Annotated in this window: 20 protein-coding genes; 4 read left to right on the top strand and 16 right to left on the bottom strand. The window is 70.1% G+C overall.

The genetic code is table 11. The annotated features are described in order from the left end of the window. Positions 1–44: 44 nt before the first annotated feature. From MKK70_RS03200 to MKK70_RS03190, 3 genes are read left to right on the top strand one after another with little or no spacing between them, the layout of a single operon-like run. On the top strand, positions 45–803 hold the full coding sequence (locus MKK70_RS03200) for a glycosyltransferase family 2 protein (protein ID WP_147858102.1): 759 nt from the start codon (positions 45–47) through the stop codon (positions 801–803). Further along, positions 800–1,498, top strand: a complete 699-nt coding sequence (locus MKK70_RS03195; RefSeq protein ID WP_243945793.1) for a TVP38/TMEM64 family protein — start codon at positions 800–802, stop codon at positions 1,496–1,498. Before MKK70_RS03200 ends, MKK70_RS03195 begins: the two co-directional genes overlap by 4 nt. Beyond that, positions 1,495–2,940: a DUF2142 domain-containing protein gene (locus MKK70_RS03190; RefSeq protein ID WP_243945792.1), complete on the top strand. Its 1,446-nt coding sequence runs from the start codon at positions 1,495–1,497 to the stop codon at positions 2,938–2,940. The genes MKK70_RS03195 and MKK70_RS03190 overlap by 4 nt, the downstream gene beginning before the upstream one ends. Before the next feature lie 13 nt (positions 2,941–2,953). On the opposite strand, the gene glgA is transcribed toward MKK70_RS03190, so the two are convergent. After that, positions 2,954–4,489, bottom strand: a complete 1,536-nt coding sequence (gene glgA / locus MKK70_RS03185) for a glycogen synthase GlgA (RefSeq protein ID WP_147725216.1) — start codon at positions 4,487–4,489, stop codon at positions 2,954–2,956. Between the two features lie 177 nt (positions 4,490–4,666). Then, on the bottom strand, positions 4,667–6,253 hold the full coding sequence (locus MKK70_RS03180) for an alpha-amylase family glycosyl hydrolase (RefSeq protein ID WP_243945791.1): 1,587 nt from the start codon (positions 6,251–6,253) through the stop codon (positions 4,667–4,669). 392 nt (positions 6,254–6,645) lie between these two features. Here MKK70_RS03180 and MKK70_RS03175 point away from each other — a divergent pair, with 392 nt between their 5' ends. Continuing rightward, positions 6,646–9,108 (top strand): glycogen/starch/alpha-glucan phosphorylase, encoded by a 2,463-nt coding sequence (locus MKK70_RS03175; protein ID WP_243945817.1) that lies wholly within the window; start codon positions 6,646–6,648, stop codon positions 9,106–9,108. Between the two features lie 146 nt (positions 9,109–9,254). Here the strand turns inward: MKK70_RS03175 and MKK70_RS03170 are convergent, their stop codons facing one another. The 14 genes from MKK70_RS03170 to ctaD form a co-directional block, all read right to left on the bottom strand. Continuing rightward, complete coding sequence (locus MKK70_RS03170; RefSeq protein ID WP_187274634.1) at positions 9,255–10,184, bottom strand: ferredoxin--NAD(+) reductase; 930 nt, start codon at positions 10,182–10,184, stop codon at positions 9,255–9,257. A gap of 34 nt (positions 10,185–10,218) precedes the next feature. After that, positions 10,219–10,650, bottom strand: coding sequence for a hypothetical protein (locus MKK70_RS03165; protein WP_243945790.1), 432 nt, complete (start codon positions 10,648–10,650; stop codon positions 10,219–10,221). A 260-nt stretch (positions 10,651–10,910) separates the two neighbouring features. After that, positions 10,911–11,342: a DUF805 domain-containing protein gene (locus MKK70_RS03160; RefSeq protein WP_187274633.1), complete on the bottom strand. Its 432-nt coding sequence runs from the start codon at positions 11,340–11,342 to the stop codon at positions 10,911–10,913. A 167-nt stretch (positions 11,343–11,509) separates the two neighbouring features. Beyond that, the gene (locus MKK70_RS03155) at positions 11,510–14,380 is read right to left on the bottom strand and encodes an EAL domain-containing protein (protein WP_147725207.1); all 2,871 of its coding nucleotides are present in this window, start codon (positions 14,378–14,380) and stop codon (positions 11,510–11,512) included. A gap of 211 nt (positions 14,381–14,591) precedes the next feature. Beyond that, the gene (locus MKK70_RS03150; RefSeq protein WP_147841369.1) at positions 14,592–15,887 is read right to left on the bottom strand and encodes a M16 family metallopeptidase; all 1,296 of its coding nucleotides are present in this window, start codon (positions 15,885–15,887) and stop codon (positions 14,592–14,594) included. Continuing rightward, on the bottom strand, positions 15,884–17,296 hold the full coding sequence (thrC, locus tag MKK70_RS03145; protein ID WP_243945789.1) for a threonine synthase: 1,413 nt from the start codon (positions 17,294–17,296) through the stop codon (positions 15,884–15,886). The genes MKK70_RS03150 and thrC overlap by 4 nt, the downstream gene beginning before the upstream one ends. Positions 17,297–17,365: 69 nt before the next feature. Then, positions 17,366–17,779 (bottom strand): DUF4864 domain-containing protein, encoded by a 414-nt coding sequence (locus MKK70_RS03140; protein ID WP_243945788.1) that lies wholly within the window; start codon positions 17,777–17,779, stop codon positions 17,366–17,368. A gap of 63 nt (positions 17,780–17,842) precedes the next feature. Next, positions 17,843–18,535, bottom strand: coding sequence for an SURF1 family protein (locus MKK70_RS03135; protein WP_243945815.1), 693 nt, complete (start codon positions 18,533–18,535; stop codon positions 17,843–17,845). Positions 18,536–18,609: 74 nt separating this feature from the next. Continuing rightward, a complete protein-coding gene (locus MKK70_RS03130) occupies positions 18,610–18,981 on the bottom strand; it encodes a DUF983 domain-containing protein (protein WP_243945786.1) in 372 nt (123 codons plus the stop codon). 153 nt (positions 18,982–19,134) lie between these two features. Further along, positions 19,135–19,992 carry a cytochrome c oxidase subunit 3 gene (locus MKK70_RS03125; protein ID WP_147725199.1) on the bottom strand — a complete coding sequence of 286 codons (858 nt, stop codon included), beginning with the start codon at positions 19,990–19,992 and terminating at the stop codon, positions 19,135–19,137. Between the two features lie 166 nt (positions 19,993–20,158). Beyond that, positions 20,159–20,761 (bottom strand): cytochrome c oxidase assembly protein, encoded by a 603-nt coding sequence (locus MKK70_RS03120; RefSeq protein WP_243945784.1) that lies wholly within the window; start codon positions 20,759–20,761, stop codon positions 20,159–20,161. Then, positions 20,761–20,904 (bottom strand): hypothetical protein, encoded by a 144-nt coding sequence (locus MKK70_RS03115; RefSeq protein WP_243945782.1) that lies wholly within the window; start codon positions 20,902–20,904, stop codon positions 20,761–20,763. The genes MKK70_RS03120 and MKK70_RS03115 overlap by 1 nt, the downstream gene beginning before the upstream one ends. 35 nt (positions 20,905–20,939) lie before the next feature. Further along, positions 20,940–21,884 carry a heme o synthase gene (locus MKK70_RS03110; protein ID WP_147725226.1) on the bottom strand — a complete coding sequence of 315 codons (945 nt, stop codon included), beginning with the start codon at positions 21,882–21,884 and terminating at the stop codon, positions 20,940–20,942. Between the two features lie 237 nt (positions 21,885–22,121). Continuing rightward, positions 22,122–23,750: a cytochrome c oxidase subunit I gene (ctaD, locus tag MKK70_RS03105; protein WP_147725193.1), complete on the bottom strand. Its 1,629-nt coding sequence runs from the start codon at positions 23,748–23,750 to the stop codon at positions 22,122–22,124. Between the last annotated feature and the right edge of the window lie 82 nt (positions 23,751–23,832).

Genomic DNA, 23,832 nt, shown 5'->3' with positions numbered 1-23,832 from the left:
AGCGCGACGGACCGTCCCGAAGCGCGCCGACGTCAGCAGGATCCATGCTTCACGGACAGAAGATCGCCGTCGTCCTCCCGGCCTACAACGCGGCCGCGACCCTTCAGAAGACGTTCGACGACATCCCCAAGGACATCGTCGACGACATCATCCTGATCGACGACGCGAGCCGCGACCGGACCGCCCTCATCGCCGAGGGCCTCGGCATCCACACCATCCGGCACGAGCGCAACCGCGGCTACGGCGGCAACCAGAAGACCTGCTACGAGGCGGCGCTGGCGCGGGGCGCCGACATCGTCGTCATGCTCCACCCCGACTACCAGTACGCGCCGCGCCTGGTCACCGCGATGGCCTCGATGATCGTCTCGGGCGAGTACGATGCGGTCCTCGCCTCCCGCATCCTCGGCAAGGGCGCCCTCGTCGGGGGCATGCCGCGGTACAAGTACGTCGCCAACCGCGTGCTGACGCTGCTGCAGAACCTCCTCATGGGCCAGAAGCTCTCGGAATATCACTCCGGCTACCGCGCCTGGAGCCGCACGGTGATCGAGACGATCCCCCTCGACCGCTGCTCGGAGGACTTCGTGTTCGACAACCAGATGCTCGCCCTGGCGATGCAGGCCGAGTTCCGGATCGGCGAGATCTCCTGCCCGACGCGGTACTTCCCCGAAGCCTCGTCGATCAATTTCCGCCGCAGCGTCGTCTACGGCTTCGGCGTGCTGCGGACGGCCTTCGCCTACCGCCTGCACCGCCTCGGAATCCGCCGGGAACCGCTCTTCGCCCCCACCGGGACGCCGCGGCGATGAACGCCGCACGCACCCGCCTCGTCCTGGCGGGCGGGGTGCTGCTGGCTGCGATCGCGGTCCCGATCGTGCTCGGAGCGGTCTTCCCCGGAACGATCCTCGACCTGCTCCACGCAGCGATGAGCGCCGGTGCGGCCTTCGGCGTGGCCGGATGGGCCTGCCTCGTCCTCGCGCAGACCCTCGTCGCCACCGTCGGGATCCTGCCGGCCTCCCTCATCGGCGTGGCGGCGGGCGCGCTCTACGGGCCCGGCCTCGGTTTCGCCCTCGCGACGGCGGGGACGCTGCTCGGCGCGAGCGCGAGCTTCGCCATCGGCCGGTCGTGGCTCCGCCCGCACCTCGCGGGCTGGGTTTCGGGCGGCCGCCGGCTGGCTGCCATCGACCGGATGATCGTTGCCGACGGTTGGAAGGCGGTCGGCCTGATCCGCCTGTCGCCGATCCTGCCGTTCGCACCGACGAGCTTCGCCCTGAGCCTCACCACCGTGCACGCGGGCGCCTACGCCATCGGCACGCTCGCAGCCTTGCCCGGCCTCTTCGTCTGCGTCCTCACGGGCGCGGCCGGGCGCAGCGGCGTCCTGGCCGCGACCGGCGGAACGGCATGGCTCTCGCCGATCCTCCTCGGGATCGGGATCGCGGCGACCCTCGGCCTGACGATGAGGCTGCGCAGCGCGCTCGGGCCGTTCGAGGGCGCCGAGCGATGACCCTCGGCTCGGTTTCCGGCCGCGCAGCCGACGACCTCCGTCTCTGGCTCGGTGCGTTCCTGCTCCTGGCGATGCCGCTCAGCCTGGCGCTGGCGCTGGCGATCCCCCTCGGCGAGGTGGCGGACGAGCCCGCCCACCTCATGCGCGCGGCGAGCCTCGTCGACGGGCAGATCGTCGGGCATCGCGAGACCATCGTCGGCCCCGACGGGCGATCCGCGATGGCGGCGGGCGTCCGGGTCGATCCGGTCTGGGAAGAGCTGGCGCGCACCCGCATGCCGGACAACGCCAAGATCGCGGCGCCGCCCGTCGATCCGGCCATCGGCACCGGGCCCTGGCGCCGGACCGGCGCCTTCGCGCCGCTCTACACGATCGCCACCTATTTCCCCGTCTTCTACCTGCCGTCGGCCGCCGGCCTCGGGATCGGTCATGCCCTCGACCTGTCGGCCCGGGCATCCGCCCGGCTCGGGCGCCTGTTCGACGTGGCAGCCTATGCGCTGATCGGCCTCTGCGCCCTCGCGGTGGCACGCCGCGGCCGGGCCTGGCTGTTCGCCCTCCTCGTGTTGCCGATGACCCTGTCGCTCGCCGCCTCGTTCAACCAGGACGGGCTGATCGTCGCCGTCGCGATTCTGGCCGTCGCGCTGCTCACCCATGAGCCGGACGACCCGCGGGCGCGGCGACGCTTCGCCGGCGCCGCCATCCTGATCGCGCTGATCCTCCTGGCGAAGCCGCCCTACGCTCCGATCGCGCTGATCCTGCTCCTGCCGCTCCCGCGCGGAACCGGGCGCCGGATCGGCGCCGGCCTGCTTTCGCGCCTGGCTGCGGTCGCGGCGGTCGTCCTGCCGGCCGTGCTCTGGACCGCATACGCCACCGCGACGATCGCGACCCCGGTTCCCCGGCCGCCCTACGAGGCCGGCCCACTCTGGCCCGGCGACCGTCCGGCCACCTTCCACGGCACCGACCCGGCGGCGCAGCTTCGGGTGCTGATCGCGGAGCCGATGCGCTTCCTGACCGTGCCGGCGCGCTTCCTGCTGACGGTGAAGCACGCCGCGACGATGACCGAGGGCGTCGTCGGCATCCTGCGCTGGCACGACCGCCACCTTCCGGCAGTGCTGCACGCGCTGTGGATCCTCGCCCTCGCGGCGGCCCTGGCCGGCACCGGGCGAGCCCCCGGAAGCGGCGCCACCCTCGCGCTGCTGGTGCTCGCCGCCGCGCTCGCCCTATGGCTCGTCCTGATCTCGCAGTATCTTAGCTGGACCAATGTCGGCGATCCGCGCATCGACGGGCCCCAGGGACGCTACCTGCTGCCGATCCTGCCGATCTTCGCGCTGGTCCTGAGGCCCGATGCCGAGGCGGGCGTCGCGCCCCCCCGATGCCTCGTCCGCTACGCGGCGGTCGCCGTCGCGGCCCTCGGCCTCGTCGTGGTCCCGATCGTGGCTTTGTGAGCGGCGGCTCGGGTCAGGCCGCGCGCCAGCGCAGGGCGGCGCCGTTGCCGAAGGCGCGGCCGTAGAGGGTGCCGTAATTGGCCGCGGCATCGTCCCAGCCGAAGGTGCGCGACATCGCCGTGCGGCGCATGGCGTTCAGGCGCTTCTTCTGGCCGAAGGTGTCGAGCGCCCGGCGGACGGCCCCGGTGAAGCCCTTCGACGAGGTGTCGGCGAAGGTGAAGCCGGTGACGCCGTCCTCGACCGTGTCGGCGAGGCCGCCCGTGCGGCGCACGATCGGCAGCGAGCCGAAGCGCTGGGCGTACATCTGCGCGAGGCCGCACGGCTCGAAACGCGACGGCATCAGCAGGAAGTCGCTTCCGGCGAACATACGCCGCGCGTCGCGCTCCTCGAACCCGACATGGACGCCGACCGAATCGGGGTGCCGCCGGGCAAGGCCGCGCAGCGCATCCTCGAACCGCGCCTCGCCCTGGCCGATGGCCACGAGCTGCCCGCCCTCCGCGACGATGGTCTCGGCCGCCTGGATCGAGAGGTCGATGCCCTTCTGGTGCACGAGCCGCGAGACGATGGCGAAGAGCGGCCCGCGCGAGACCGCGAGCCCGAACTGGCGCCGCACCGATTCCGCGTTGGCGCGCTTGCCCTTCCAGTCGTCGGCCTCGAACCGCGTCGCGAGGTGCGGATCGGTGCGCGGGTCCCAGCTCTCGTCGATGCCGTTGAGGATGCCGGCGAGCCGCCCCTGCGCCGCGCGCGTGCGCAGCAGCCCGTCGAGTCCGCAGCCCGAGTCCGGCGTCAGGATCTCGCGGGCGTAGGTCTCGCTCACGGTGGTGACGTGGGTGGCGTAGTACAGGCCGGCCTTGAGGAACGAGAGCTGCCCGTAGAACTCGACGCCGTTCATGTCGAAGGCGTCCTCGGGCATGCCGAGGCGCGCCATCGTCTCGCGCGGGAACAGGCCCTGGTAGGCGAGGTTGTGGATCGTCAGCACGCTCGGCACGCGGATCCGGCGCCAGGCGAGATAGGCCGGGGCGAGGGCCGACTGCCAATCGTTGAGGTGGAGGAGATCGGCCGCCCAGGCCGGGTCGGCGCCCTGCGCGATCTCGGCGGCGGCGAGGCTCAGCCGGGCGAAGCGCAGGTCGTTGTCGGGGAAGTCGCCGTCGGCGTTGCCGTAGGGGGTCCCGTCGCGCTCGTAGAGGCCGGGGCTGAGCAGGACGTAGATGCGTAGTCCGTCGCCGGTCTCGACGAGGCCGAGGTCGCAGGGCGGGACGCCGGCGAAGCCGTCGAGCCGCGCCACGACGGGCATGTTTGGAAACGCGTCGACCACCTGCCGGTAGCCGGGGATCAGGACGCGGACGTCGTAGTGCTTGCGCAGCGCCCGCGGCAGCGCGCCGGCGACCTCGCCGAGACCGCCGGTCTTCACGAAATCGGCCATCTCCGGCGTCGCGTAGAGGATGCGGGGCTGGAGTGCGGTGCGAAGGTCGGGCAGGGCGTGCGACGGCGTCAGGATCGGCCGATCGAGGTTCGCGGCGGCCGGGTGGTACGCGTGGGGCTCGACCATCGATGGGTTTCCGCGCCGTGCGGATCGGTCCTGGCGCACCGTTCCATCCGCAGCCGATCTCGACATTGCCAACGCCCTCGTGCTCCGCCGGGTTTCCGCTGCGACGCACAATCTAGGCCAGGCAGATCGTTAATGCGCGGTTCATCGCATTGCACTGCGGCATTTAGGTTCGCGGTTTCAGCGCTTCTGCAGGATCAGCCCCTCGTCCGGCCCGAGCGCGATGGAAGCGACCGCGCCATCGCCGCCACGATGCCCGCGGGTCGAGAGAAGCACCGTCCAGGTCTCGTCGGCGGGCAGGGCCAGCGTGTGCGAGGCGCCGCCGAAGTTCAGCAGGATGCGGAACGCGCCGTCATCGCCGAACCGCTCATAGGCGAACACGTCGGCCGCTTCGGTCGCGATGCCGCGATACGCGCCGACCGAAAGCGCCGCGTGCTCGCGCCGCAGCGCGAGGAGGCGCCGGTACAGGGTGAGGATCGAGGTCGGATCGTCGCGGAGCGCGTCGACGTTCCGGGTTGCCGCATCGTCGGAGAGCGGCAGCCACGGTTCCACCGTCGAGAAGCCGGCATGGACCTCGCCGTCCCACTGCATCGGCGTCCGCTCGGGATCGCGGCCGTGTCCGGGCTCGTTCCGCTCCCACGGATCGCGGACGCGGTCGGCCGGGATCGGCACGTGGGCCAGGCCGATCTCGTCGCCGTAATACAGCGTCGGCGTGCCGCGCAGCGTCAGCAGCAGCATCGCCGCGATCCGCGCCTGATCCGCCCCGACGCGGGCCGCGATGCGCGGCTGGTCGTGGTTGCCGAGCACCCAGTTCGGCCAGCCGCCGTCGGGCAGCGCGGCTTCGTAGTTCTCGACGAGGTCGGACACCGCCTCCGCGCTCCACGGCGTCTGGATCAGCTGGAAGTTGAACGGCATGTCGGCGCCGGAGAGGTCCGGGCCGTAATAGGCCATCAGCCGCTCCATCGGCAGGTAGATTTCGCCGATCAGCACCCGCTCGCCGTAGGGGCGCAGCACCGCGCGCATCTCGGCGATAACGTCGAGTACCTCGGGGCGGTCGGCGGAGTAGACCTGGGCGAAGCGGTTGATCTCCGGCTGCTCGGGCGAGAAGTCGGGATTGGCCGGATTGTCGCGGAATCCGGCATCCTTCATCAGGTGCCAGATCACGTCGACGCGGAACCCGTCGACGCCGCGCTCGAGCCAGAACCGGAGGGCGTCGTGCATCGCCGTCCGCACCGCCGGGTTGCGCCAGTTCAGGTCGGGCTGCTCCTTTAGGAAGGCGTGATAGTAGTATTGCCCGGTGGCCGGATCGAGGGTCCAGGCCGGTCCGCCGAAGTTGCTGAGCCAGTTGTTCGGCGGCCCACCATCCGGGGCCGGATCGCGCCAGATGTACCAGTCGCGCCGCGGGTTCGTGCGCGACGCGCGGCTTTCCGCGAACCAGGGATGCGTGATCGCGCTGTGGTTCGGCACGAAGTCGAGAATCACCTTCAGCCGCCGCCGATGCGCTTCCGCGACCAGGGCGTCGAAGTCGGCCAGCGTGCCGAACAGCGGATCGATCCCGCAATAGTCGGACACATCGTAGCCGTAGTCGGCCATCGGCGACGGGTAGATGGGCGAGATCCAAACCGCGTCGACCCCGAGCCAGGCGAGATGCTCGAGCCGGGCGGTGATGCCGGGCAGGTCGCCGATCCCGTCGCCGTCCGTGTCCTGGAAGGAGCGCGGATAGACTTGGTAGACCGTGCCGCGCTTCCACCAGACCGTGCCGGCCATGAGCGATATCCCCGAAGTTGACAGGCTCGGCTTTAGCGTTTTCGCCGGCGGGAGGCGACGGGGGTACGGTTCACCCGGAGTTCAACACCGGCGTGACAAAGTTCTGTCGGGTTTCGGTGCGACGGTGCTTGTGTCTGAAAGGACACAAAGGCGAATCAGATCGCCGCCATCGACGGGATCGAGCCCCAGCGACGCCTCGACAAGACCGGTGAGCGACCGCAGGATCGTCGATCCGGGACAGGGGTCGATCGCCGCCGACGAACGCAAGCGGCGCTCCCGAGACGCGAAGACGCGCCGGGGCCGACGATGGGGGATTGCACGTGCTGAAAGACGCTATCTTGGCACCCGTACCCGGCGACGAGCGATCCGACGCGCCGGATCGGACGAGCACCGTGCCGTTCCGTGAACCGCAGGTGTGGGACAAGCCGGCGCAGCCCGCCTCGGGCGATGCCGTCGCCGACCTCCGCGAAGCGATCCGCGCCAAGCTCGCCTACGCGATCGGCAAGTCTGCCGAGACGGCACGGGAGCGCGACTGGTTCGCGGCCACCGCCCTCGCGCTGCGCGACCGGATCGTCGACGCCTGCCAGGCCGCAGACCCGTCGGTACCGAACAAGCGGGTCTACTATCTCTCCCTCGAATTCTTGATCGGCCGGCTCCTGTCGGACGCGATGAACAATCTCGGCCTGGTCGAGACCACGCGTGCCGCCCTGCAGAGCCTGGGCGTCGACCTCGGCACCGTCGAGGTCGCCGAGCCCGACGCGGCTCTGGGCAATGGCGGCCTCGGCCGCCTCGCCGCCTGCTTCATGGAGAGCATGGCGAGCATCGGCATCCCGGCGATCGGCTACGGCATCCGCTACGACCACGGCCTGTTCCGCCAGACCTTCGAGGACGGCTGGCAGCGCGAGGCACCCGAGACCTGGCTCGCGGAGGGCAACCCCTGGGAGTTCGTGCGTCCGGACGCGACCTACGCGATCGGCTTCGGCGGCCACGTCACCATGGCGGCGGTCTCGGACGGCGTGATCCGCCGGCACTGGCATCCGGCCGAGACGGTGCTCGCGTTGGCGCACGACGTGCCCGTGGTCGGCTGGCGGGGAAAGACCGTGAACACGCTCCGCCTGTGGAAGGCCGAGAGTGAGGCGCCGGTCGATCTGGCGCAGTTCAACGGCGGCGACCACGTCGGCGCGGTCTCCAGCCGGATGCGCGCCGAGGCGATTTCGCGGGTGCTGTACCCGAGCGACTCGTCGACCGCCGGCCAGGAGCTGCGCCTGCGCCAGGAATACTTCTTCACCTCAGCCTCGCTGCAGGACCTCGTCCGGCGGCACGTGGCCGAGCGCGGCGACGTCCGCTCGCTGCACGACCACGCCGCGATCCAGCTCAACGACACGCACCCGGCCATCGCCGTGCCGGAGCTGATGCGCATCCTGCTGGAGGATCACGGGCTGCAGTGGGACGATGCCTGGCACGTCACGACCAACACGCTGAACTACACCAACCACACCCTGCTTCCGGAGGCGCTCGAGACCTGGCCGGTGGAGCTGATGGAGCGGCTGCTGCCGCGCCACATGCAGATCATCTACCTGATCAACTGGATGCACCTCGAGGAGCAGGGCCGCCACGGCCGCCACGACGCCGCCCACCTCGCCTCGGTCTCGCTGATCGACGAATCGCAGGGGCGCCGGGTGCGGATGGGGCACCTGGCCTTCCACGGCGCGCGTCGGGTGAACGGCGTCTCGGCGCTTCACACCGATCTGATGCGCTCGACGGTGTTCCGCGACCTGCACGCGCTCGACGGCGACAAGATCGTCAACAAGACCAACGGCATCACCTTCCGCCGCTGGCTGCACAACGCCAATCCCGGCCTGACCCGCCTCGCGGTGGAAGCGGTCGGGCCCGGCGTCCTCGACGATCCCGGCCTGCTGCGCGGGCTCGACGCCTTCGCCGAGGATCCGGCCTTCGTGAAGCGCTACGCGGCGGCCCGCTTCAGCCGCAAGCAGGCGCTGGCCGGGATCATCGCCGAGCGCACCGGGATCGACGTCGACCCCTCGGCGCTGTTCGACGTGCAGATCAAGCGCATCCACGAATACAAGCGCCAGCTTCTCAACGTCATCGAGACGGTGGCGCTCTACCAGGCGATCAAGGCCGAGCCCCACAAGGACTGGACGCCCCGCGTCAAGATCTTCGGCGGCAAGGCGGCCCCGAGCTACAGCCAGGCCAAGCTGATCATCAAGCTGGCGCTGGACGTGGCCAAGGCCGTCAACGACGACCCCGAGGTCGCCGACCGCCTGAAGGTGGTGTTCCTGCCGAACTATTCGGTGAGCCTCGCCGAGGCGATCATTCCGGCCGCCGACCTCTCCGAGCAGATCTCGACCGCGGGCATGGAGGCGTCGGGCACCGGCAACATGAAGCTGGCGCTCAACGGCGCGCTCACGGTCGGCACGCTCGACGGCGCCAACATCGAGATCCGCGACCATGTCGGTGCGGACAACATCTTCATCTTCGGGCTCGACGCCGCCGGCGTTCAGGCCCGCATCGCCGAGACCAACTACGCGCGCGACGCGATCCAGGCCTCGCCGCGCCTGGCCGCCGCCCTCGACATGATCGCCTCGGGCCGGTTCTCGCCGGACGAGCCGAACCGCTTCCGGCCGCTGACCGACGACCTGCGCCACCGTGACCAGTACCTGCTCACCGTCGACTTCGACGATTACTGGCGGGTCCAGCGCGAGATCAACGCCGCCTGGAAGGACCAGGCCGGCTGGTGGGCCAAGGCGATCCGCAACACGGCGCGGATGGCCTGGTTCTCGTCGGACCGGTCGATGCGGGAATACGCGCAGGAGATCTGGCGGGTGCAGGTCTAGGGGGACGCCTCTCGCCGCGGTTTTCCCTCCTCCTCTGCGGGGGAGGGAAGGGCGGGCGCCTTCAAGAGAATCGCTGCACACGCCAGCCGCTCAGGCTCAGGGTGGCTCGTGTCGCAAAGCGAGAACGAGGCGGGCGCCTGGGCGATCTACGCGTCGACCAGGACCGGATAGCATCGTGCGCCGACGGCAGCCGCGAGAACCTGCACCGCGCCGACCGTCGAGCTGTCGCCGGCCACGTGCACCACGTCCGTGGCGCGCAAAGCCGGCAGGTGGGCGGTGAGCGGTCCGGGCCGCACGTCCGGCGGCCGCTGGCGGCTGCGATCGGCGCTGAGCACGATGCGCCCGACGCCCGTGGCCCGCAGCCATTCCAGGCTCTCGCGCATGTAGAGATCCAGCGGATCGCGCGCGCCGACGACGACGCAGAGGTCGCGTGTCGGCTCGATGTAGCGGGCGGCGCGGGCGATCGACCAGATCTGCCCGAAGCCGCAGCCGGCCGACACCAGCACGAGGCGCCCGCCGCCGGGGCGGTACTGCGCCCGTCCGACCGGGCCGCGAATCTTCACCTCGGAATGCAGCGGCAGCGAATCGGCGAGCGACCAGCCGTCCTCGTCCCGCGCGAGATGGAACACCAGCTCGTTGAGTTCCGCCGAGCCGTCGACGCGCAGCGTCGGGCACAGGGTGCGAAGGCCGACGCCGTCGAGCGCGAGCGCGACCTGGGCGCCGGGTCCGAGCGGCAGGTCCTTGCTCACCGTGACAACGAGCTCGATCACATGCGCGGTGAGCGCGCGGACCTCGGTGACGGTGCCGGTGCGCATCGCGACCGCCGGGGCCGGCTCCTCCGCGTGCGCGTGGATCGACGGGCCGGCCGGAAGCGCCAGCTTGATCGGGTCGACCCGCTCGCGGCGGCCCGGGACGCGGCGCGCCCCGGGAGTCGCTCCCTGTCCCGGAACGGCGGCGCCGTGGGTCGCCTGGGCGGTCGCGATCATGCCGTCGGCGACCGCCGCATCGAGCGGGGTGTCGCCGGTGGCGATGCGGACGGACTTGCCGTTGACGACGAGCGAGCAGCGCGCGCTCATGGTCGTCTCCCGAATGTCATGAGGATGGCGGCGATCAGCGCGGGGACATCAGCAGGCGATCGACCATGCCGGCCCAGCGCTCGCGGGTGGCACGCGCCTCCGCGCCGATCGGCTCCGGCTCGACGTGCAGCGCCATCCGGGCGCGCAGGGAAGCCGCCTCGGCCCGCTCGGCCATCAGGATGGCCTTCATCACCGCCATCTCGGCCTGAAGCCGCTCGACGACGTCCTCCTCCGGCTCGCCGTCGAAGGTCCCGTCCTGGAATTCGAGGTCTTCGAGGGCCGCCATCTCGTGCTCCGAGGTGGCGAACGCGGTCTCGAGCCGGGCGTCGGCCGGCTCATAAGCCGGCATTGCGTACGCGGTCGGCGCGGCGCTTCGCGGCGGGTCGAGGCGGATCGGGCGCGCGATCAGCCGGCGTACCACATCGGATCCGCTCGTCTCGCGAAACCGCCTTGCCGCTTCGGCCATCACCGTTCTCCAGCACGCGGCAGGGGCGTCGTGCGCCCTGCCATTTCTCCACACAACCTTCCGTCGGCATGGTTAAGGGAGGCTTAAATCGCGGTTGTCACGCGCCGATTCCTCCGGTCGGCGACGGGCGAGCATGGCGCCCGTCCGCCTTCTAAAAATTCGGCTGCGCACCCGGCGCCGACCGAAATGGGTGCGCATCGTCGCGCGGAAACGCTGCGACGTCACCGATTCGCGATCGTCGCAGCGTCGATCGCGCGGCGTCAGATCGCCGGAGACAGGCCCGCGGACGTCGCGAGGCCGCGGCCGCGCGGGTCGGGGCCGAACGTGTTCGGGCCGACCGTGCCCCGCAGGAACCCGGTCTCGATAAAGTACCAGAGGTTGCCGAGCGGAATGAGCGAGAGCAGCACCCAGACGCCGGGCTTGTCGCGGTCGTGGTAGCGCTTGATCCCGAGGCAGACCGACGACCAGACGATGAAGACCGTGGTGAGGAGGTTCAGGATTACGAACGGGATCGCTGCCGGCCCATCGACCTTGAAGCCTTCCCCTGCGGCGGCCTCGTTCGGGATCATCTGGGCCAGCACGTAGTTCAGCGCGGACGCGACGATGATGGCGCCGAACACCGAGCCGAGGATGCCCTTCCAAAAGGTCGCGCGCCCGATCCGGCCTTCGGCGGAGAAGAGAAGTTTTTTCATGATGTCGACAGCCCCATCGGCCCTCCGTTCGCGCATGGTTCTGCGGGATCGGCCGGCGATCGAGCCGTAGGCTGCCGAAAGCTTAGCTTCAACGCGAAGGGCGACCACGGGACGGGGGTGCAAGAGTTCGGGACGCCGGAGCAATCGACCTGGGGATGAAACCGCGATCAGGCGGCTTCCGGTGCCGCCCCCACGAGCTGGCGGGCCTGCAGCATCGTCATCGGCTCGCCGAAGGCGTAGCCCTGCGCGTAGTCGCAGCCGAGCTCGGCTAAGGCCTGGGCGTCGGCCTCGGACTCCGCACCCTCGGCGACGATGGCGAGGTTGAGCTCGTTGGCCATCCGCACGATCGAGCGCAGGATCGCCGTCTTGCCCGAGGCCATCTGGCGGACGAAGGACTGGTCGATCTTGATCGTGTCGAAGGGGAAGCGCTGCAGGTAGGACAGCGCCGAGTAGCCGGTGCCGAAATCGTCGAGCGAGAGCCCGGCGCCGAGATCGTGGATGCGGGTCAGCATCTGCGCGGCGTATTCGGGGTTCTCCATCACCAGGCTCTCGGTGAGCTCGAGCTTGAGCGAGCCCGGGATCACGCCGGAGCGGGCGAGCACCGTCTTCACGTCGTGCAGCAGGTCGTGCCGCAGCAGCTGGCGCGACGAGACGTTGACCGAGGCGAAGATCGGCGGGTCGACCTCGAGCGAGCGCTGCCATGCGGCGAGCTCCAGCGCGGTCCGTTCGAGGGCGAAGATCCCGAGGTTGACGACGAACCCGCTCTCTTCCGCGACCGGCATGAAGGTGGCCGGCGGGATGCGCCCGAGCTTGGGGTGATCCCAGCGCAGGATCGCCTCGAAGCCGGCCACCGTGCGGTCCTCCAGGCGGACGACCGGCTGGAACAGCACCTTCATCTCGTTGCGCTCGAGCGAGCGGCGGAGGTCGCTCTCCAGCATCAGCCGGTCCGAGCGCTCGGCGCGCATGTCGGCGCGGAACACCTCGATGCGGTCGCCGCCGCCGCGCTTGGCCTGGACCATCGCGGTCTCGGCGTTCTTGAACACCTCGTCGCGCTTGAGGCTGGCGCCGGTCTCGTGCAGCGCCAGGCCGATCGAGACGGTGAGGAAGATCTCGCGGTCGGCATAGGTGATCGGCGTCGCGATGGCGCGGCGGATCATCTCCGCGAAGGCCAGGATGCGGTCCGAATCGCGTTCCGACAGCAGGATGACCGCGAACTCGTCGCCGGCCACGCGCGCCAGCGTGTCCTGCGGCCGCAGCAGGCGGCCGAGGCGGCGCGACAGGGTGAGCAGGATCGAGTCGCCGGCCGAGAGGCCGATCGCGTCGTTGATGCCCTTGAACCGGTCGATGTCGAGGACGATCACCGTCGGCTTCAGCCGCGGGTCCTGGCTCGCGAAGGCGATCGCGGCATCGAGACGGTCGCCGAACAGCTCGCGGTTCGGCAGGCCGGTGAGGCTGTCGTGCACGGCGTCGTGCAGGAGGCGCTCCTCGGCGGTCTTGATCTCGGTGACGTCGGCGATGGTGCCGACGATGCGGATCACCTCGCCGTCGTTGCCGATCACCGGGCGGGCCTTGAGGCGGTACCAGTAATAGGCCCCGCCCGAGGTGCGCAGGCGGAAATCGTGGACGATGCGGCCGCGCCGCTCCTCGATCATGGTGTCGAGGGTGGCCGAGTAGCGCTCGATGTCGAACGGGTGCAGCAGCCCGAGCCAGTTCGCGGCCGGCCCCTCCAATGCGCCGCGCTTGAGGCCGAGCTGGACCTCGATCTCCTGGCCGGCGAAGACCCGGTCGCCCGGCACGTCCCAGTCGAACACCACGTCGCCGGCGCCGGTGAGCGCCAGCGCCCGCCGCTCGGTGTCGGAGACGAGGGCGTGGGTGAGGCCGCCGCCGGCGAAGGCGTGCTGCATCACCGTGAAGCCGATCAGCATGACGATCAGCACGAGGCCGCCGATCAGCGCCGGCTGGGTCAGCTCGCTGCCGATCTGGCCGGTCACCGCGAAGCCGGCGGCCGTGACCCAGACGACGAGCAGCGTCCAGGTCGGGACGAGCAGGATGGCGCGGTCGTAGCCGTTATGGGCGGCGAGGTAGGCGATCAGCAGCAGCCCGACCCCGGCGACCGCGGCGATCGAGATGCGCGCGACGCCCGCCGCCACCGGCGGATCGAACAGGGCGAGGCCGACGAGCCCTGCCAGGAAGGTCAGCCAGAAGAACGCGACGTGGCTGTAGCGCACGTGCCAGCGCGAGAGGTTGAGGTAGGCGAACAGGAACACCAGCAGCGTCGCGGCCAGCACCGCCTCCGCCGAGGCGCGGTAGACCCGCTCCGCCAGCTCGGTGACCGGGAAGACCCGCTGCAGGAAACCGAAATCGATGCAGGCATAGGCCAGGACCGACCAGGCGAGCGCGGCCGCCGCGGGGAAGATGATCGCGCCCTTGACCACGAAGACGATGGTGAGGAACAGCGCCAGCAGGCCGCTGATGCCGATGATGATGCCCTTGTAGAGCGTCAGGCCGGCGGCCTTCTTGCGGTAGGCGTCCTGATCCCAGAGGTGCACCTGCGGGATGTTCGGGCCGCGCAGCTCGGCGACGTAGGTGATCGTCGTGCCGGGATCGAGGGTGATGACGAACTCGTCGGCTTCCGGGTTCTCGTTGCGCTCGGGCCGGATGCCCTGGCTCGCGGTGATCGCCGCGATGCGCGAGCCGCCGAGATCGGGCCAGACCACGCCGGAATCGACCAGCCGGAAATGCGGCGCGACGAGGATGCGCTCGATCTGCTCGTCGGTGTCGTTGGTGAGCGCGAACACCATCCAGTCGGGCCGCGCGCCGGCATCGCGCGCCTTCACGACGATGCGGCGGACGATGCCGTCCTTGCCCGGTGCCGTCGAGATCTGGATCAGGTCGCCGTCCGAGCGGTAGCGCTCGATCGCCGTCGTCAGGTCGATCACCGGCGCGTCGAGGGTGACCCGCACCGCCTCCACGGCCCGAGCGGAACCGCTGAGCAGAAGGCCGCAGAAGAGTGCGAGATAAAGGGCGAGGATGCGCAACGGGCGAGTGTTCCGGCCGGGTACGGCGGCGAGTACGGCTCAGGTTCCGCGCAGTGGTAGAGGCGGGATTAACCTGGAGCAAGGCGGCAGAGGCCCGGCGGCCGGCGTCACCCACCGCTGGCATACGCGATCGTCCGGGCCGGGGATCGCCCGCTTTTGCGGCCAAAACAAGTTTTCGGTCGCAGCGCGGGCGTGTCGTCCCCGGTCTCGCTCAGGCGGCGCGCAGCACCGCCGTGATCCGGTCGAGGGACGGGAGCTTCTTGATCGGGCCGATGGCGGCGAGCGTCGGCGCCCCGGCGAGGACCGCGAGGCCGGCCGCGCGCACGTGGTCCACCGTGACGGCGTCGACCTTGGCGATCACCTCCTCGGCCGGGATCACGCGGCCCCAGGCGAGGATCTGGCGCGCGTTGCGCTCGATCCGGCCGCCGGGCGTCTCCAGCGCGGAGAGCAGCGAGACCTTCAGCTGCGCCTTGGCGCGGGCGATCTCGACGGTGTCGAGGTCGCGTGCCGCGCGCGCGGTCGCCGACAGCGTCACCTCGACGAGCTCGGGCAGGTCCGCGCCGGAGGTCGCCGCGCCGATGCCGAACAGCCCGCAATCGGAGAACGGCCAGTGAAACGCCTGGATCTCGTAGGCGAGGCCACGGGTCTCGCGCACCTCCTGCCAGAGCCGCGAGGTCAGCCCGCCGCCGAGCACCTGCGAGAACATGTGCAGCGCGTAGTAGGCGTCGTCGCGGAACGACAGGCCGGGCAGGCCGATCACCACGTTGGCCTGCTCGAGCTTCTTCGGCATGCGCCGCTCGCCGCCGGCATAGGTCCCGGGGATCGCCTCGGGCGCGCTCGACCTCGGCATGGCGCCGAAATGGCGCTCGGCCGACGCGACGAAGGCCTCGTGCTCGACGGCGCCGGCGGCGGCGACCACGAAGCGGTCGGGGGTGTATTCGCGGGCGAGGTAGGCGCGGATGCCGGCCTCGTCGAAGCTCCGGATGGTCTCCGGCCGGCCGATGATCGGGCGCCCGATCGGCTGCCCGGGGAAGGCGGCCTCGGTGAAGGCGTCGTAGACCACGTCGTCCGGCGTGTCCTCGATCCCGGCATGTTCCTGCAGGATCACGCCCTTCTCGCGGGCGAGCTCGCCCGCGTCGAACACGGAATCGGTCAGGATGTCGCCGAGCACGTCGAGCGCGGTGCCGACATCCTCGCCGAGCACCCGCGCGGTGTAGCTCGTGCCCTCGGCCGAGGTCGCGGCGTTGATCTCGCCGCCGAGGTTCTCGATGTCCTCGGCGATGGCCCGGGCCGAGCGCGTGCGCGTGCCCTTGAACGCCATGTGCTCGATGAGGTGGCTCAGGCCGTTCTCGTCTGGGCGCTCGTGGCGCGATCCCGCCCCGACCCAGACGCCGAGCGTCGCGGTGGCCACGCCCGGCATCGCTTCGGTCGCGACGGTGACGCCGTTGTCGAGGGTGGTGATGCGCAGGCCCGGAGAGGCGGCGTGGGTGGCGAAGTGCTGGTTCATGCGCCCCTCGTGATGCGCGCGCGGTCGCGGATCAGGGCCTCGACCGCGGCCTGGTCGTTGCCGACCCGCGTCATGCGCTCGGGCCGGTCCATCAGGTCGGCGAGATGCGGGGGGAGGGCGGGGCGAAGGCCGCCGGTGGCGCGGCTCACCGCGTCGGGGAACTTGGCGGCGTGCGCGGTCGCCAGCGCCACCACCGGGGTCGCCGGGTCCTGCCGCAGCAGGCGGCGGGCGGCCCGCACGCCGATGGCGCTGTGGGGATCGAGCACGTGCCCGGTGGCGGCGTGGGTCTGGGCGATCTCGTCCATCACGTCGGGCTCCGACACGGCGGTGGCGTCGAACTCGGCACGCACCTTGGCGAGCACTCCCTCGTCGAGGCTGAAGCCGCCGGACTGCTTGAGCCCGGACATGAGGCGGCCGAGCGAGGCGGTGTCGCGATCGAGCGCCTCGAACAGCAGCCGCTCGAAGTTCGACGAGATCTGGATGTCCATCGAGGGCGAGGTCGTGGCCTGGACGCCGCGCAGCTCGTAGACGCCGTGCTCGAGGGTGCGCGCCAGGATGTCGTTGGCGTTGGTGCCGATCATCAGGCGCTCGATCGGCAGCCCCATGCGCTTGGCGACCCAGCCGGCCAGCACGTCGCCGAAGTTGCCGGTCGGCACCGCGAACGACACCTTGCGGTGCGGCGCGCCGAGCGCGACCGCGCTGGTGAAGTAGTACACGGCCTGCGCCGCGACGCGGGCCCAGTTGATCGAGTTGACGCCCGAGAGCTTCACCGCGTCGGCGAAGTCGGCGTGCTGGAACATGGCCTTCACCATGTTCTGGCAGTCGTCGAAGTTGCCGTCGACCGCGAGCGCGTGGACGTTCGGCGCGTCGACCGAGGTCATCTGCCGGCGCTGCACCTCCGAGACGCGGCCGTGCGGGAACAGGATGAAGATGTCGACCTGGTCGAGCCCGCCGAAGGCCTCGACCGCGGCGCTGCCGGTGTCGCCCGAGGTCGCGCCGACGATGGTGGCGCGGCTGCCGCGGGCGCGGAGCACGTGGTCCATCAGCCGCCCAAGCAGCTGCATCGCCACGTCCTTGAACGCGAGCGTCGGGCCGTGGAAGAGCTCAAGCAGGAACAGGTTGTCGTCGAGCTGGGTCAGCGGGCAGATCGCCGGGTGGCGGAAGGTGGCGTAGGCCTCCTCAATCATCCGGTCGAGGTCGGCATCCGCGATCTCGCCGTCGATCAGGGGGCGCAGCACCAGCTTGGCGGCGTCGGCGTAGCGCTTGCCGGCCAGCCCCGCGATCTCGCTCGCGGACAAGGTCGGCCACGCCTCCGGCACGTAGAGGCCGCCGTCGCGGGCGAGCCCGGCGAGCAGGGCATCGGAGAACGAGAGCGGCGCGGCGGATCCGCGGGTCGAGACGTGCAGCACGGGGGCCTCCGGGGAAGGCGCCCCCTCTACACGATGCGGTCGGGCGTGTCGAAGACCGCCGAGGCGGGTTCAGGCGTTCGTGCCCTCGGCCTTGACCAGCCGGCAGCCGCTGATGCGCCACGCTCCGTCGGCGCCGCGCTCGAGGCTGTAGACGGCGGTCCAGTCGACGCCGTCCTCATCCTGGATCGCAACGTCCTGCGAAAGCGCCCCGTCGCCGAGGTCCTGCATCTGCCCGAACACGAAGGTGCGGTGCCGATAGACCGGCCGGTAGTTGTTGCGCACCATGCCGAGGAACACGTCGGCGGTCGGAAACATGCCCTGGATCGCCGGGGCGGCCTGGGCGTAGGCGGTGGCGGCGTCGTCGCGCACCAGCGCCTCGGCCTGCCGGGTGATCGCCGCGCGGGCCGCCTCGCGGGCGCCGTCGTCGGCGGCGTGCGCCGACGTCAACGCGAGGGCGAGGAACAGGGCGAGCCAGCTGCGCATCGGATCACTCCGCCATGGGACGCAGCGAGTGTAGCCGGCGTCGCCGCCGCCGCAAGCCCGGCCTCAGGCGCCGGAAGGCGCGTCCGGCTCGTGCAGGCGCTTCCAGGCAAACACGGAAAAGACGCCGAGCAGGCAGGCGGCGATGCCGAACCAGGTGAAGGCGTATTGCAGATGGTTGTTGGGCAGGTCGACCCGGAGCTGCCCGCCGCGCGGCCAGGTCCGGCTGCCGGGCGCGGCATCCGCCTCGATCAGGTAGGGGGCGGCCTCCGGGAAGCCGCGCGCCGCGGCGATGCCCGGCACGTCGCGGTTGAACCACTCGTTGCGCACCGGATCGGGCGCCGGCACGAACATCGTCCGTGGCTCGCTGCCGCGCATCAGGCCGACGATCGTGGTGTCGCCCTCGACGAGCCCGTCGCGGCGGTCGGCCTGGTTCTTCAGCTCGGTCGGCACGAAGCCGCGGTTGACCAGCACCATCGAGCCGTCGTGGCGCCGGAACGGCGTGATCACGTAGTAGCCCTGCAGCGCGCGGCCCGGCGTCTCGCCGGCCGCGAGCCCGTGGACCAGCGTCTCGCGATCGTTGAGGAAGCGGCCGCCGACGCGGACATGCTCGAACTCGTCGCGCGCCGGGTTCCAGTCGGCGGGCGGCGGCACCGGCTCGGCCTGCGAGCGCGAGACGATGCGGGCGATCAGCGCCTCCTTCTCGCCCTTGCGCTCGAGCTGCCACGCTCCGAGGCCGAGGAGGATCGCGAGTGCCATCAGCGTCGCGAGCGCCGGCGGGACAAGGTCGCGGATCGCGCCGGGGCGCGTCCGCGAGGCGGTCTCGGCCGCGGTCACGGCTCGAAGCGTCCCTGCTCGGCCTTGTTGGTGTATTGCAGGGCCAGCAGCATGCCCTTCAGCGGGCGGACCAGGATCAGGCTGAGGCCGATCGAGAGCGATCCGGCCACCAGCGCGTGGACCCACATCGGCGGCTGGTAGGTGATCTCCATCCACAGGGCGAGGCCGACCACGAGGATGCCGACGATCGACATCACGAAGAAGGCCGGCCCGTCGCCGGAATCGAACGCGCCGTAGTCGAGGCTGCAGACCTCGCAGGCGGGGGCGACGGTGAGGAACCCCTTGAACATGTGGCCTTCGCCGCAGCGCGGGCAGCGGCCGCGCAGGCCGGTCGAGATCGGTGCTTGTGGCGTGTAGGTCCGGGCCAAGCTCAGGTTCCTTGCATGACGTGAAGCCCCGCAGCGATGCACCACGTGTCGGCTTCACCGAGGATATGGGTGCCCGGACACGAAAAAGGGCGGCCGGAGCCGCCCTTCGACGCATGTCCCCCCTGCGTCACAGGGGATCCTGCCCGATCGCGCTTAGTGCGCCGCGTGCCCGGCGCCCGAGCCCCAGACGTATATCGCCGCGAACAGGAACAGCCACACCACGTCGACGAAGTGCCAGTACCAGGCGGCGAACTCGAACCCGAGATGCTGCTTGACCGTGAACTGGCCGAGATAAGCGCGGTACAGGCAGATCCCGAGGAAGATCGTGCCGATGAGGACGTGCGCGCCGTGGAAGCCCGTCGCCATGAAGAAGGTCGACGAGTAGATGCTGCCGGCGAAGCCGAAATGCGCGTGGCCGTACTCGTAGGCCTGGCAGGCGGTGAACAGCACGCCGAGGATCACGGTCAGCCACAGGCCGTACTTCAGGCCCTTGCGGTCGTCGTGGAGCAGCGCGTGGTGGGCCCAGGTCACGGTGGTGCCGGAGGTCAACAGGATCAGGGTGTTGAGCAGCGGCAGGTGCCAGGGGTCGAACGCCTCGATCCCCTTCGGCGGCCAGACGCCGCCGGTGAAGCCGACGCGCGAGGCCTGGATCGGGTCGGCGGTGTAGAGCGCCGCCTCGAAATAGGCCCAGAACCACGCGACGAAGAACATCACCTCGGAGGCGATGAACATCATCATGCCGTAGCGGTGATGAAGCTGCACCACGCGGGTGTGGTCGCCTTGGTTGGCCTCGTGGACCACGTCCTTCCACCACGAGAACATGGTGTAGAGCACGCCGAGCGAGCCGGCGCCGAAGATGTAGGGGCCGGGGGTGAGCGTGCCGATCTGCAGGCTCTTCATCCAGAACACGGCGCCGAAGGCCATCACGAAGCCGGAGAAGGCGCCGATGAGCGGCCAAGGGCTCGGTGCGAGGATGTGGAAGTCGTGATTCTTGGCGTGCGCCTCGGCCATCTTACCCGTCTCTCCTCGACCCCGTCGGTCCTGCGCCGTCGCCGGCTCGCGGTCCGCTTACCCTGAACGCCGAATTCGGGCCGTCCGGCCCGTCCGGTCTACCCGCACCCTTAGCGGAGGCGGGCGCGTGTTGTCACGCTTCGCGCACCGGGAAATCCCGGCGCGGTCAGAAATCCCGCTTGTTTCCGGGTGTGCTCGTGTTGGCGACCGCAGCCGTGACCGGCTCGCCGTTCTTCGAGGCGAAATAGGTGTAGGACAGCGTCATCTCGGAGAGATGCGCGGTGTTCGTATCCTTGCGCACCTCGGGATCGATGTAGAACACCACCGGCACGTCGAGCGTCTCGCCCGGCTGGAGCATCTGCTCCTTGAAGCAGAAGCACTCGATCTTGACGAAGTAGCTGCCCATCAGCCCGGGCTGCACGTTGAAGGTCGCCACGCCGGTGGACGGCGTCGTGCCGGTGTTCTTGACCTGGAAGAAGACGGTCTTCGTCTCGCCGAGATGCGCCTGGACCCGGCGCGACTCGGCCTTGAACCGCCACGGCAGCGAGGAAGACACGTTGGTGTCGAAGTGGACGACCATGCTGTCGTCGGTGGCGACGCCGGCGGTGAGCGCCGGGCCCTGGCGCGGCGTGCCGTCGTAGCCGGTCGCCTTGCAGAACGCGTCGTAGAGCGGCACCGACGCGAAGGCGAGGCCGATCATGCCCACGGCCATGCCGCCGCAGGCGAAGGCGGTGCGCAGCATCGTCCTGTCGGTGTTCGGTGTGCTCATCAGAGCGGCCGGTTCAGGATCTGCGGCCCGAGCTTGGCGATCGTCAGGACGAAGAACAGCAGCACCATGGCGCCGAGCGCCAGGGCGATCGCGATCGAGCGCTTGCGCCGGCGCGCCTCCTCCTCGGGGGTGAGGGGGCGCATCTCGATTTTGGGAAAGCCGTGCGGATCGTATTCCATCAGGCGAAGACCGGGCGGAACAGGCCGAGGCTCTGCTCGGCGAGCAGCGCCGAGAACAGAACGAAGAGGTAGAGGATCGAGAAGCCGAACATCCCCATGGCGGCCTTCTTCTCGGCCTCGCCCTCGCGGTTGCGATAGACCTGCACGCTGAAGGCCAGCATGCCGAGGCCGCCCAGCACGCCGACCACCGCGTAGAGCAGGCCGGCGAAGCCGAGCCAGACCGGCAAGAGGCCGAGCGGCGCGAGCAGCAGCGTGTAGTAGATGATCTGGCGGCGGGTCGAGGTCGGGCCGGCGGTGTTCGGCATCATCGGGATTCCGGCCTTGGCGTACTCGCCGGCCTTCACCAGGGCCAGCGCCCAGAAGTGCGGCGGCGTCCAGATGAAGATGATCGCGAACAGAACCAGCGATTCGACGCCGACCGAACCGGTCACCACCGCCTGCCCGATCACCGGGGGGAGGGCACCGGCGGCGCCGCCGATGACGATGTTCTGAGCGGTCGCCCGCTTGAGCCACATCGAGTAGATCACCGCGTAGAACACGATGGTGAAGGCGAGCAGCCCGGCCGAGAGCCAGTTCGCGGCGAGCCCGAGCACCATCACCGAGCCGACCGAGAGCACGAGGCCGAAGGCTAGGGCTTCGTTCGGCTGGATGCGGCCGTCGGGGATCGGGCGCTTGGCGGTGCGCGTCATGATCGCGTCGATGTCGGCGTCCCACCACATGTTGAGGCAGCCCGAGGCGCCGGCGCCGATGGCGATCATCAGCAGCGAGATCACCGCGACGGCCGGCGGCACGTGGCCGTGCGACACCACCATGCCGACGAGGGCGGTGAAGATCACCAGCACCATCACCCGCGGTTTCAGCAGGGCGAAGTAGTCGGGCACGTCTCCGCCGACGACCGAGACCGGCGTCGCGCCGGCGGGCAGGCTGTTCGACAGGGTGGTCATGGACACCGCAACCATTCTGCTTTTCGCGCTCGGGCCCGCGCGGCGGGAGCGCTCGATCCGGCACGGGAAGTCGCGAACCGGAACAGTTCCAAACGTCCGGGCGTCGCACGCCCGGAAAAAGGGGGGATCCTGCCGAGCGCCGCTCAGACCGGACCGTCGCACCGCCCTTGCCGGGACCCTTCGCGGGAAGGATCCGGGGAAGGGCGGGGGCCGCGCGATGCGGCCCCCGCGAAGTGGTTAGTGGTGACCCGGCTCGTCGACGATGCGGGGCAGCGTCTCGAACTGGTGGAAGGGCGGCGGCGACGACAGCGTCCACTCCAGGGTGGTCGCGCCGGGACCCCAGGGGTTGTCCGCGGCCCGCTCCTTCGAGCGGAAGGCGAGGATGACGCCGATCACGAACACCATCATGCCGAGGCCGAAGATGTGGCCGCCGTAGGTCGAGACCTTGTGCCAGCCCGCGAACGCCTCCGGGTAGTCGGCGTAGCGACGCGGCATGCCGGCGAGCCCGAGGAAGTGCATCGGGAAGAACAGGATGTTCGCGCCGATGAAGGCCAGCCAGAAGTGCAGCTTGCCGGCCCATTCGGGGATGATGTGGCCGGTCATCTTCGGGAACCAGTAGTAGATGCCGGCGAAGATGATGAACACGGCGCCGAGCGAAAGCACGTAGTGGAAGTGCGCGACGACGTAGTAGGTGTCGTGCAGGTACTTATCGACCGCCGAGTTCGCGAGCACGACGCCGGTGACGCCGCCGACCGTGAACAGGAAGATGAAGCCCACCGCCCAGTGCATCGCCGCGGTGAAGCGGATCGAGCCGCCCCACATCGTCGCGATCCAGGAGAAGATCTTCACGCCGGTCGGCACCGCGATCACCATGGTGGCGAACACGAAGTAGGATTGCGTCTGAAGTGACAGGCCGACGGTGTACATGTGGTGCGCCCACACGACGAAGCCGACGACGCCGATCGCGACCATCGCGTAGGCCATCGCGAGGTAGCCGAAGACCGGCTTGCGCGAGAACGTGGCGATGATGTGCGAGACGATGCCGAAGGCCGGCAGGATCATGATGTACACTTCGGGGTGACCGAAGAACCAGAACAGGTGCTGGTACAGGATCGGGTCGCCGCCGCCGGCCGGGTCGAAGAAGGTCGTGCCGAAGTTGCGGTCGGTGAGCAGCATGGTGATCGCGCCGGCGAGGACCGGGAGCGACAGCAGCAGCAGGAAGGCGGTGACGAGCTCGGCCCAGGCGAAGAGCGGCATCTTGTGCAGCGTCATGCCGGGGGCGCGCATGTTGAGGATGGTCGTGATGAAGTTGATCGCCCCGAGGATCGAGCCGGCGCCGGAGAGGTGCAGCGCGAAGATCGCGAAGTCGACGGCCGGGCCGGGATGGCCGGCGGTGGAGAGCGGCGGGTAGACGGTCCAGCCGGTGCCGGCGCCGGACGCGCCGGGCGCGCCCTCGACGAACAGCGAGCAGATCAGGCTGCAGAAGCCCGCCACCGTCAGCCAGAACGAGATGTTGTTCATGCGCGGGAAGGCCATGTCCGGCGCGCCGATCATCAGCGGCACGAACCAATTGCCGAACCCGCCGATCAGCGCGGGCATCACCATGAAGAATACCATGATGAGGCCGTGGCCGGTGACGAAGACGTTGTAGGTCTGCGGATTGGAGAAGTACTGGAGGCCGGGCGCCTCCATCTCCATCCGGATGCCGAAGGACAGGAACGCACCGATCATGCCCGCGCAGAACGCGAACAGCAGGTAGAGCGTGCCGATGTCCTTGTGGTTCGTCGACAGGAACCAGCGGGCGAAGAACGAGGGTTTGTGGTCGTGGGCCTCGTGGGCCCCTGCATGCGCTGCGGCGGTTGCCATCTGAGCTGAGCCTTGTGCGTGTCTCTCGAGATCTCGGTGGGTCGGGCCGGCGCCGTCGCGGCGCCGGCCCGAGGCGCGCCCG

The sequence above is a fragment of the Methylobacterium sp. E-041 genome (assembly GCF_022829665.1).
Classification (GTDB): Bacteria; Pseudomonadota; Alphaproteobacteria; order Rhizobiales; family Beijerinckiaceae; genus Methylobacterium.
Note: the sequence above shows the minus strand (reverse complement) of the source record. Positions and strands in the feature narration are given on the sequence as shown.

What these genes read in the sequence shown, in the direction of transcription:
- MKK70_RS03200 (WP_147858102.1), top strand. Translation starts at nt 45, where the DNA reads ATGCTTCACGGACAGAAGATCGCCGTCGTCCTCCCGGCCTACAACGCG.
- MKK70_RS03195 (WP_243945793.1), top strand. Translation starts at nt 800, where the DNA reads ATGAACGCCGCACGCACCCGCCTCGTCCTGGCGGGCGGGGTGCTGCTG.
- MKK70_RS03190 (WP_243945792.1), top strand. Translation starts at nt 1,495, where the DNA reads ATGACCCTCGGCTCGGTTTCCGGCCGCGCAGCCGACGACCTCCGTCTC.
- glgA (WP_147725216.1), bottom strand. Translation starts at nt 4,489, where the DNA reads ATGGTCGAGCCCCACGCGTACCACCCGGCCGCCGCGAACCTCGATCGG.
- MKK70_RS03180 (WP_243945791.1), bottom strand. Translation starts at nt 6,253, where the DNA reads ATGGCCGGCACGGTCTGGTGGAAGCGCGGCACGGTCTACCAAGTCTAT.
- MKK70_RS03170 (WP_187274634.1), bottom strand. Translation starts at nt 10,184, where the DNA reads ATGAGCGCGCGCTGCTCGCTCGTCGTCAACGGCAAGTCCGTCCGCATC.
- MKK70_RS03165 (WP_243945790.1), bottom strand. Translation starts at nt 10,650, where the DNA reads ATGGCCGAAGCGGCAAGGCGGTTTCGCGAGACGAGCGGATCCGATGTG.
- MKK70_RS03160 (WP_187274633.1), bottom strand. Translation starts at nt 11,342, where the DNA reads ATGAAAAAACTTCTCTTCTCCGCCGAAGGCCGGATCGGGCGCGCGACC.
- MKK70_RS03150 (WP_147841369.1), bottom strand. Translation starts at nt 15,887, where the DNA reads ATGAACCAGCACTTCGCCACCCACGCCGCCTCTCCGGGCCTGCGCATC.
- MKK70_RS03140 (WP_243945788.1), bottom strand. Translation starts at nt 17,779, where the DNA reads ATGCGCAGCTGGCTCGCCCTGTTCCTCGCCCTCGCGTTGACGTCGGCG.
- MKK70_RS03135 (WP_243945815.1), bottom strand. Translation starts at nt 18,535, where the DNA reads ATGGCACTCGCGATCCTCCTCGGCCTCGGAGCGTGGCAGCTCGAGCGC.
- MKK70_RS03125 (WP_147725199.1), bottom strand. Translation starts at nt 19,992, where the DNA reads ATGGCCGAGGCGCACGCCAAGAATCACGACTTCCACATCCTCGCACCG.
- MKK70_RS03120 (WP_243945784.1), bottom strand. Translation starts at nt 20,761, where the DNA reads ATGAGCACACCGAACACCGACAGGACGATGCTGCGCACCGCCTTCGCC.
- MKK70_RS03115 (WP_243945782.1), bottom strand. Translation starts at nt 20,904, where the DNA reads ATGCGCCCCCTCACCCCCGAGGAGGAGGCGCGCCGGCGCAAGCGCTCG.
- MKK70_RS03110 (WP_147725226.1), bottom strand. Translation starts at nt 21,884, where the DNA reads ATGACCACCCTGTCGAACAGCCTGCCCGCCGGCGCGACGCCGGTCTCG.
- ctaD (WP_147725193.1), bottom strand. Translation starts at nt 23,750, where the DNA reads ATGGCAACCGCCGCAGCGCATGCAGGGGCCCACGAGGCCCACGACCAC.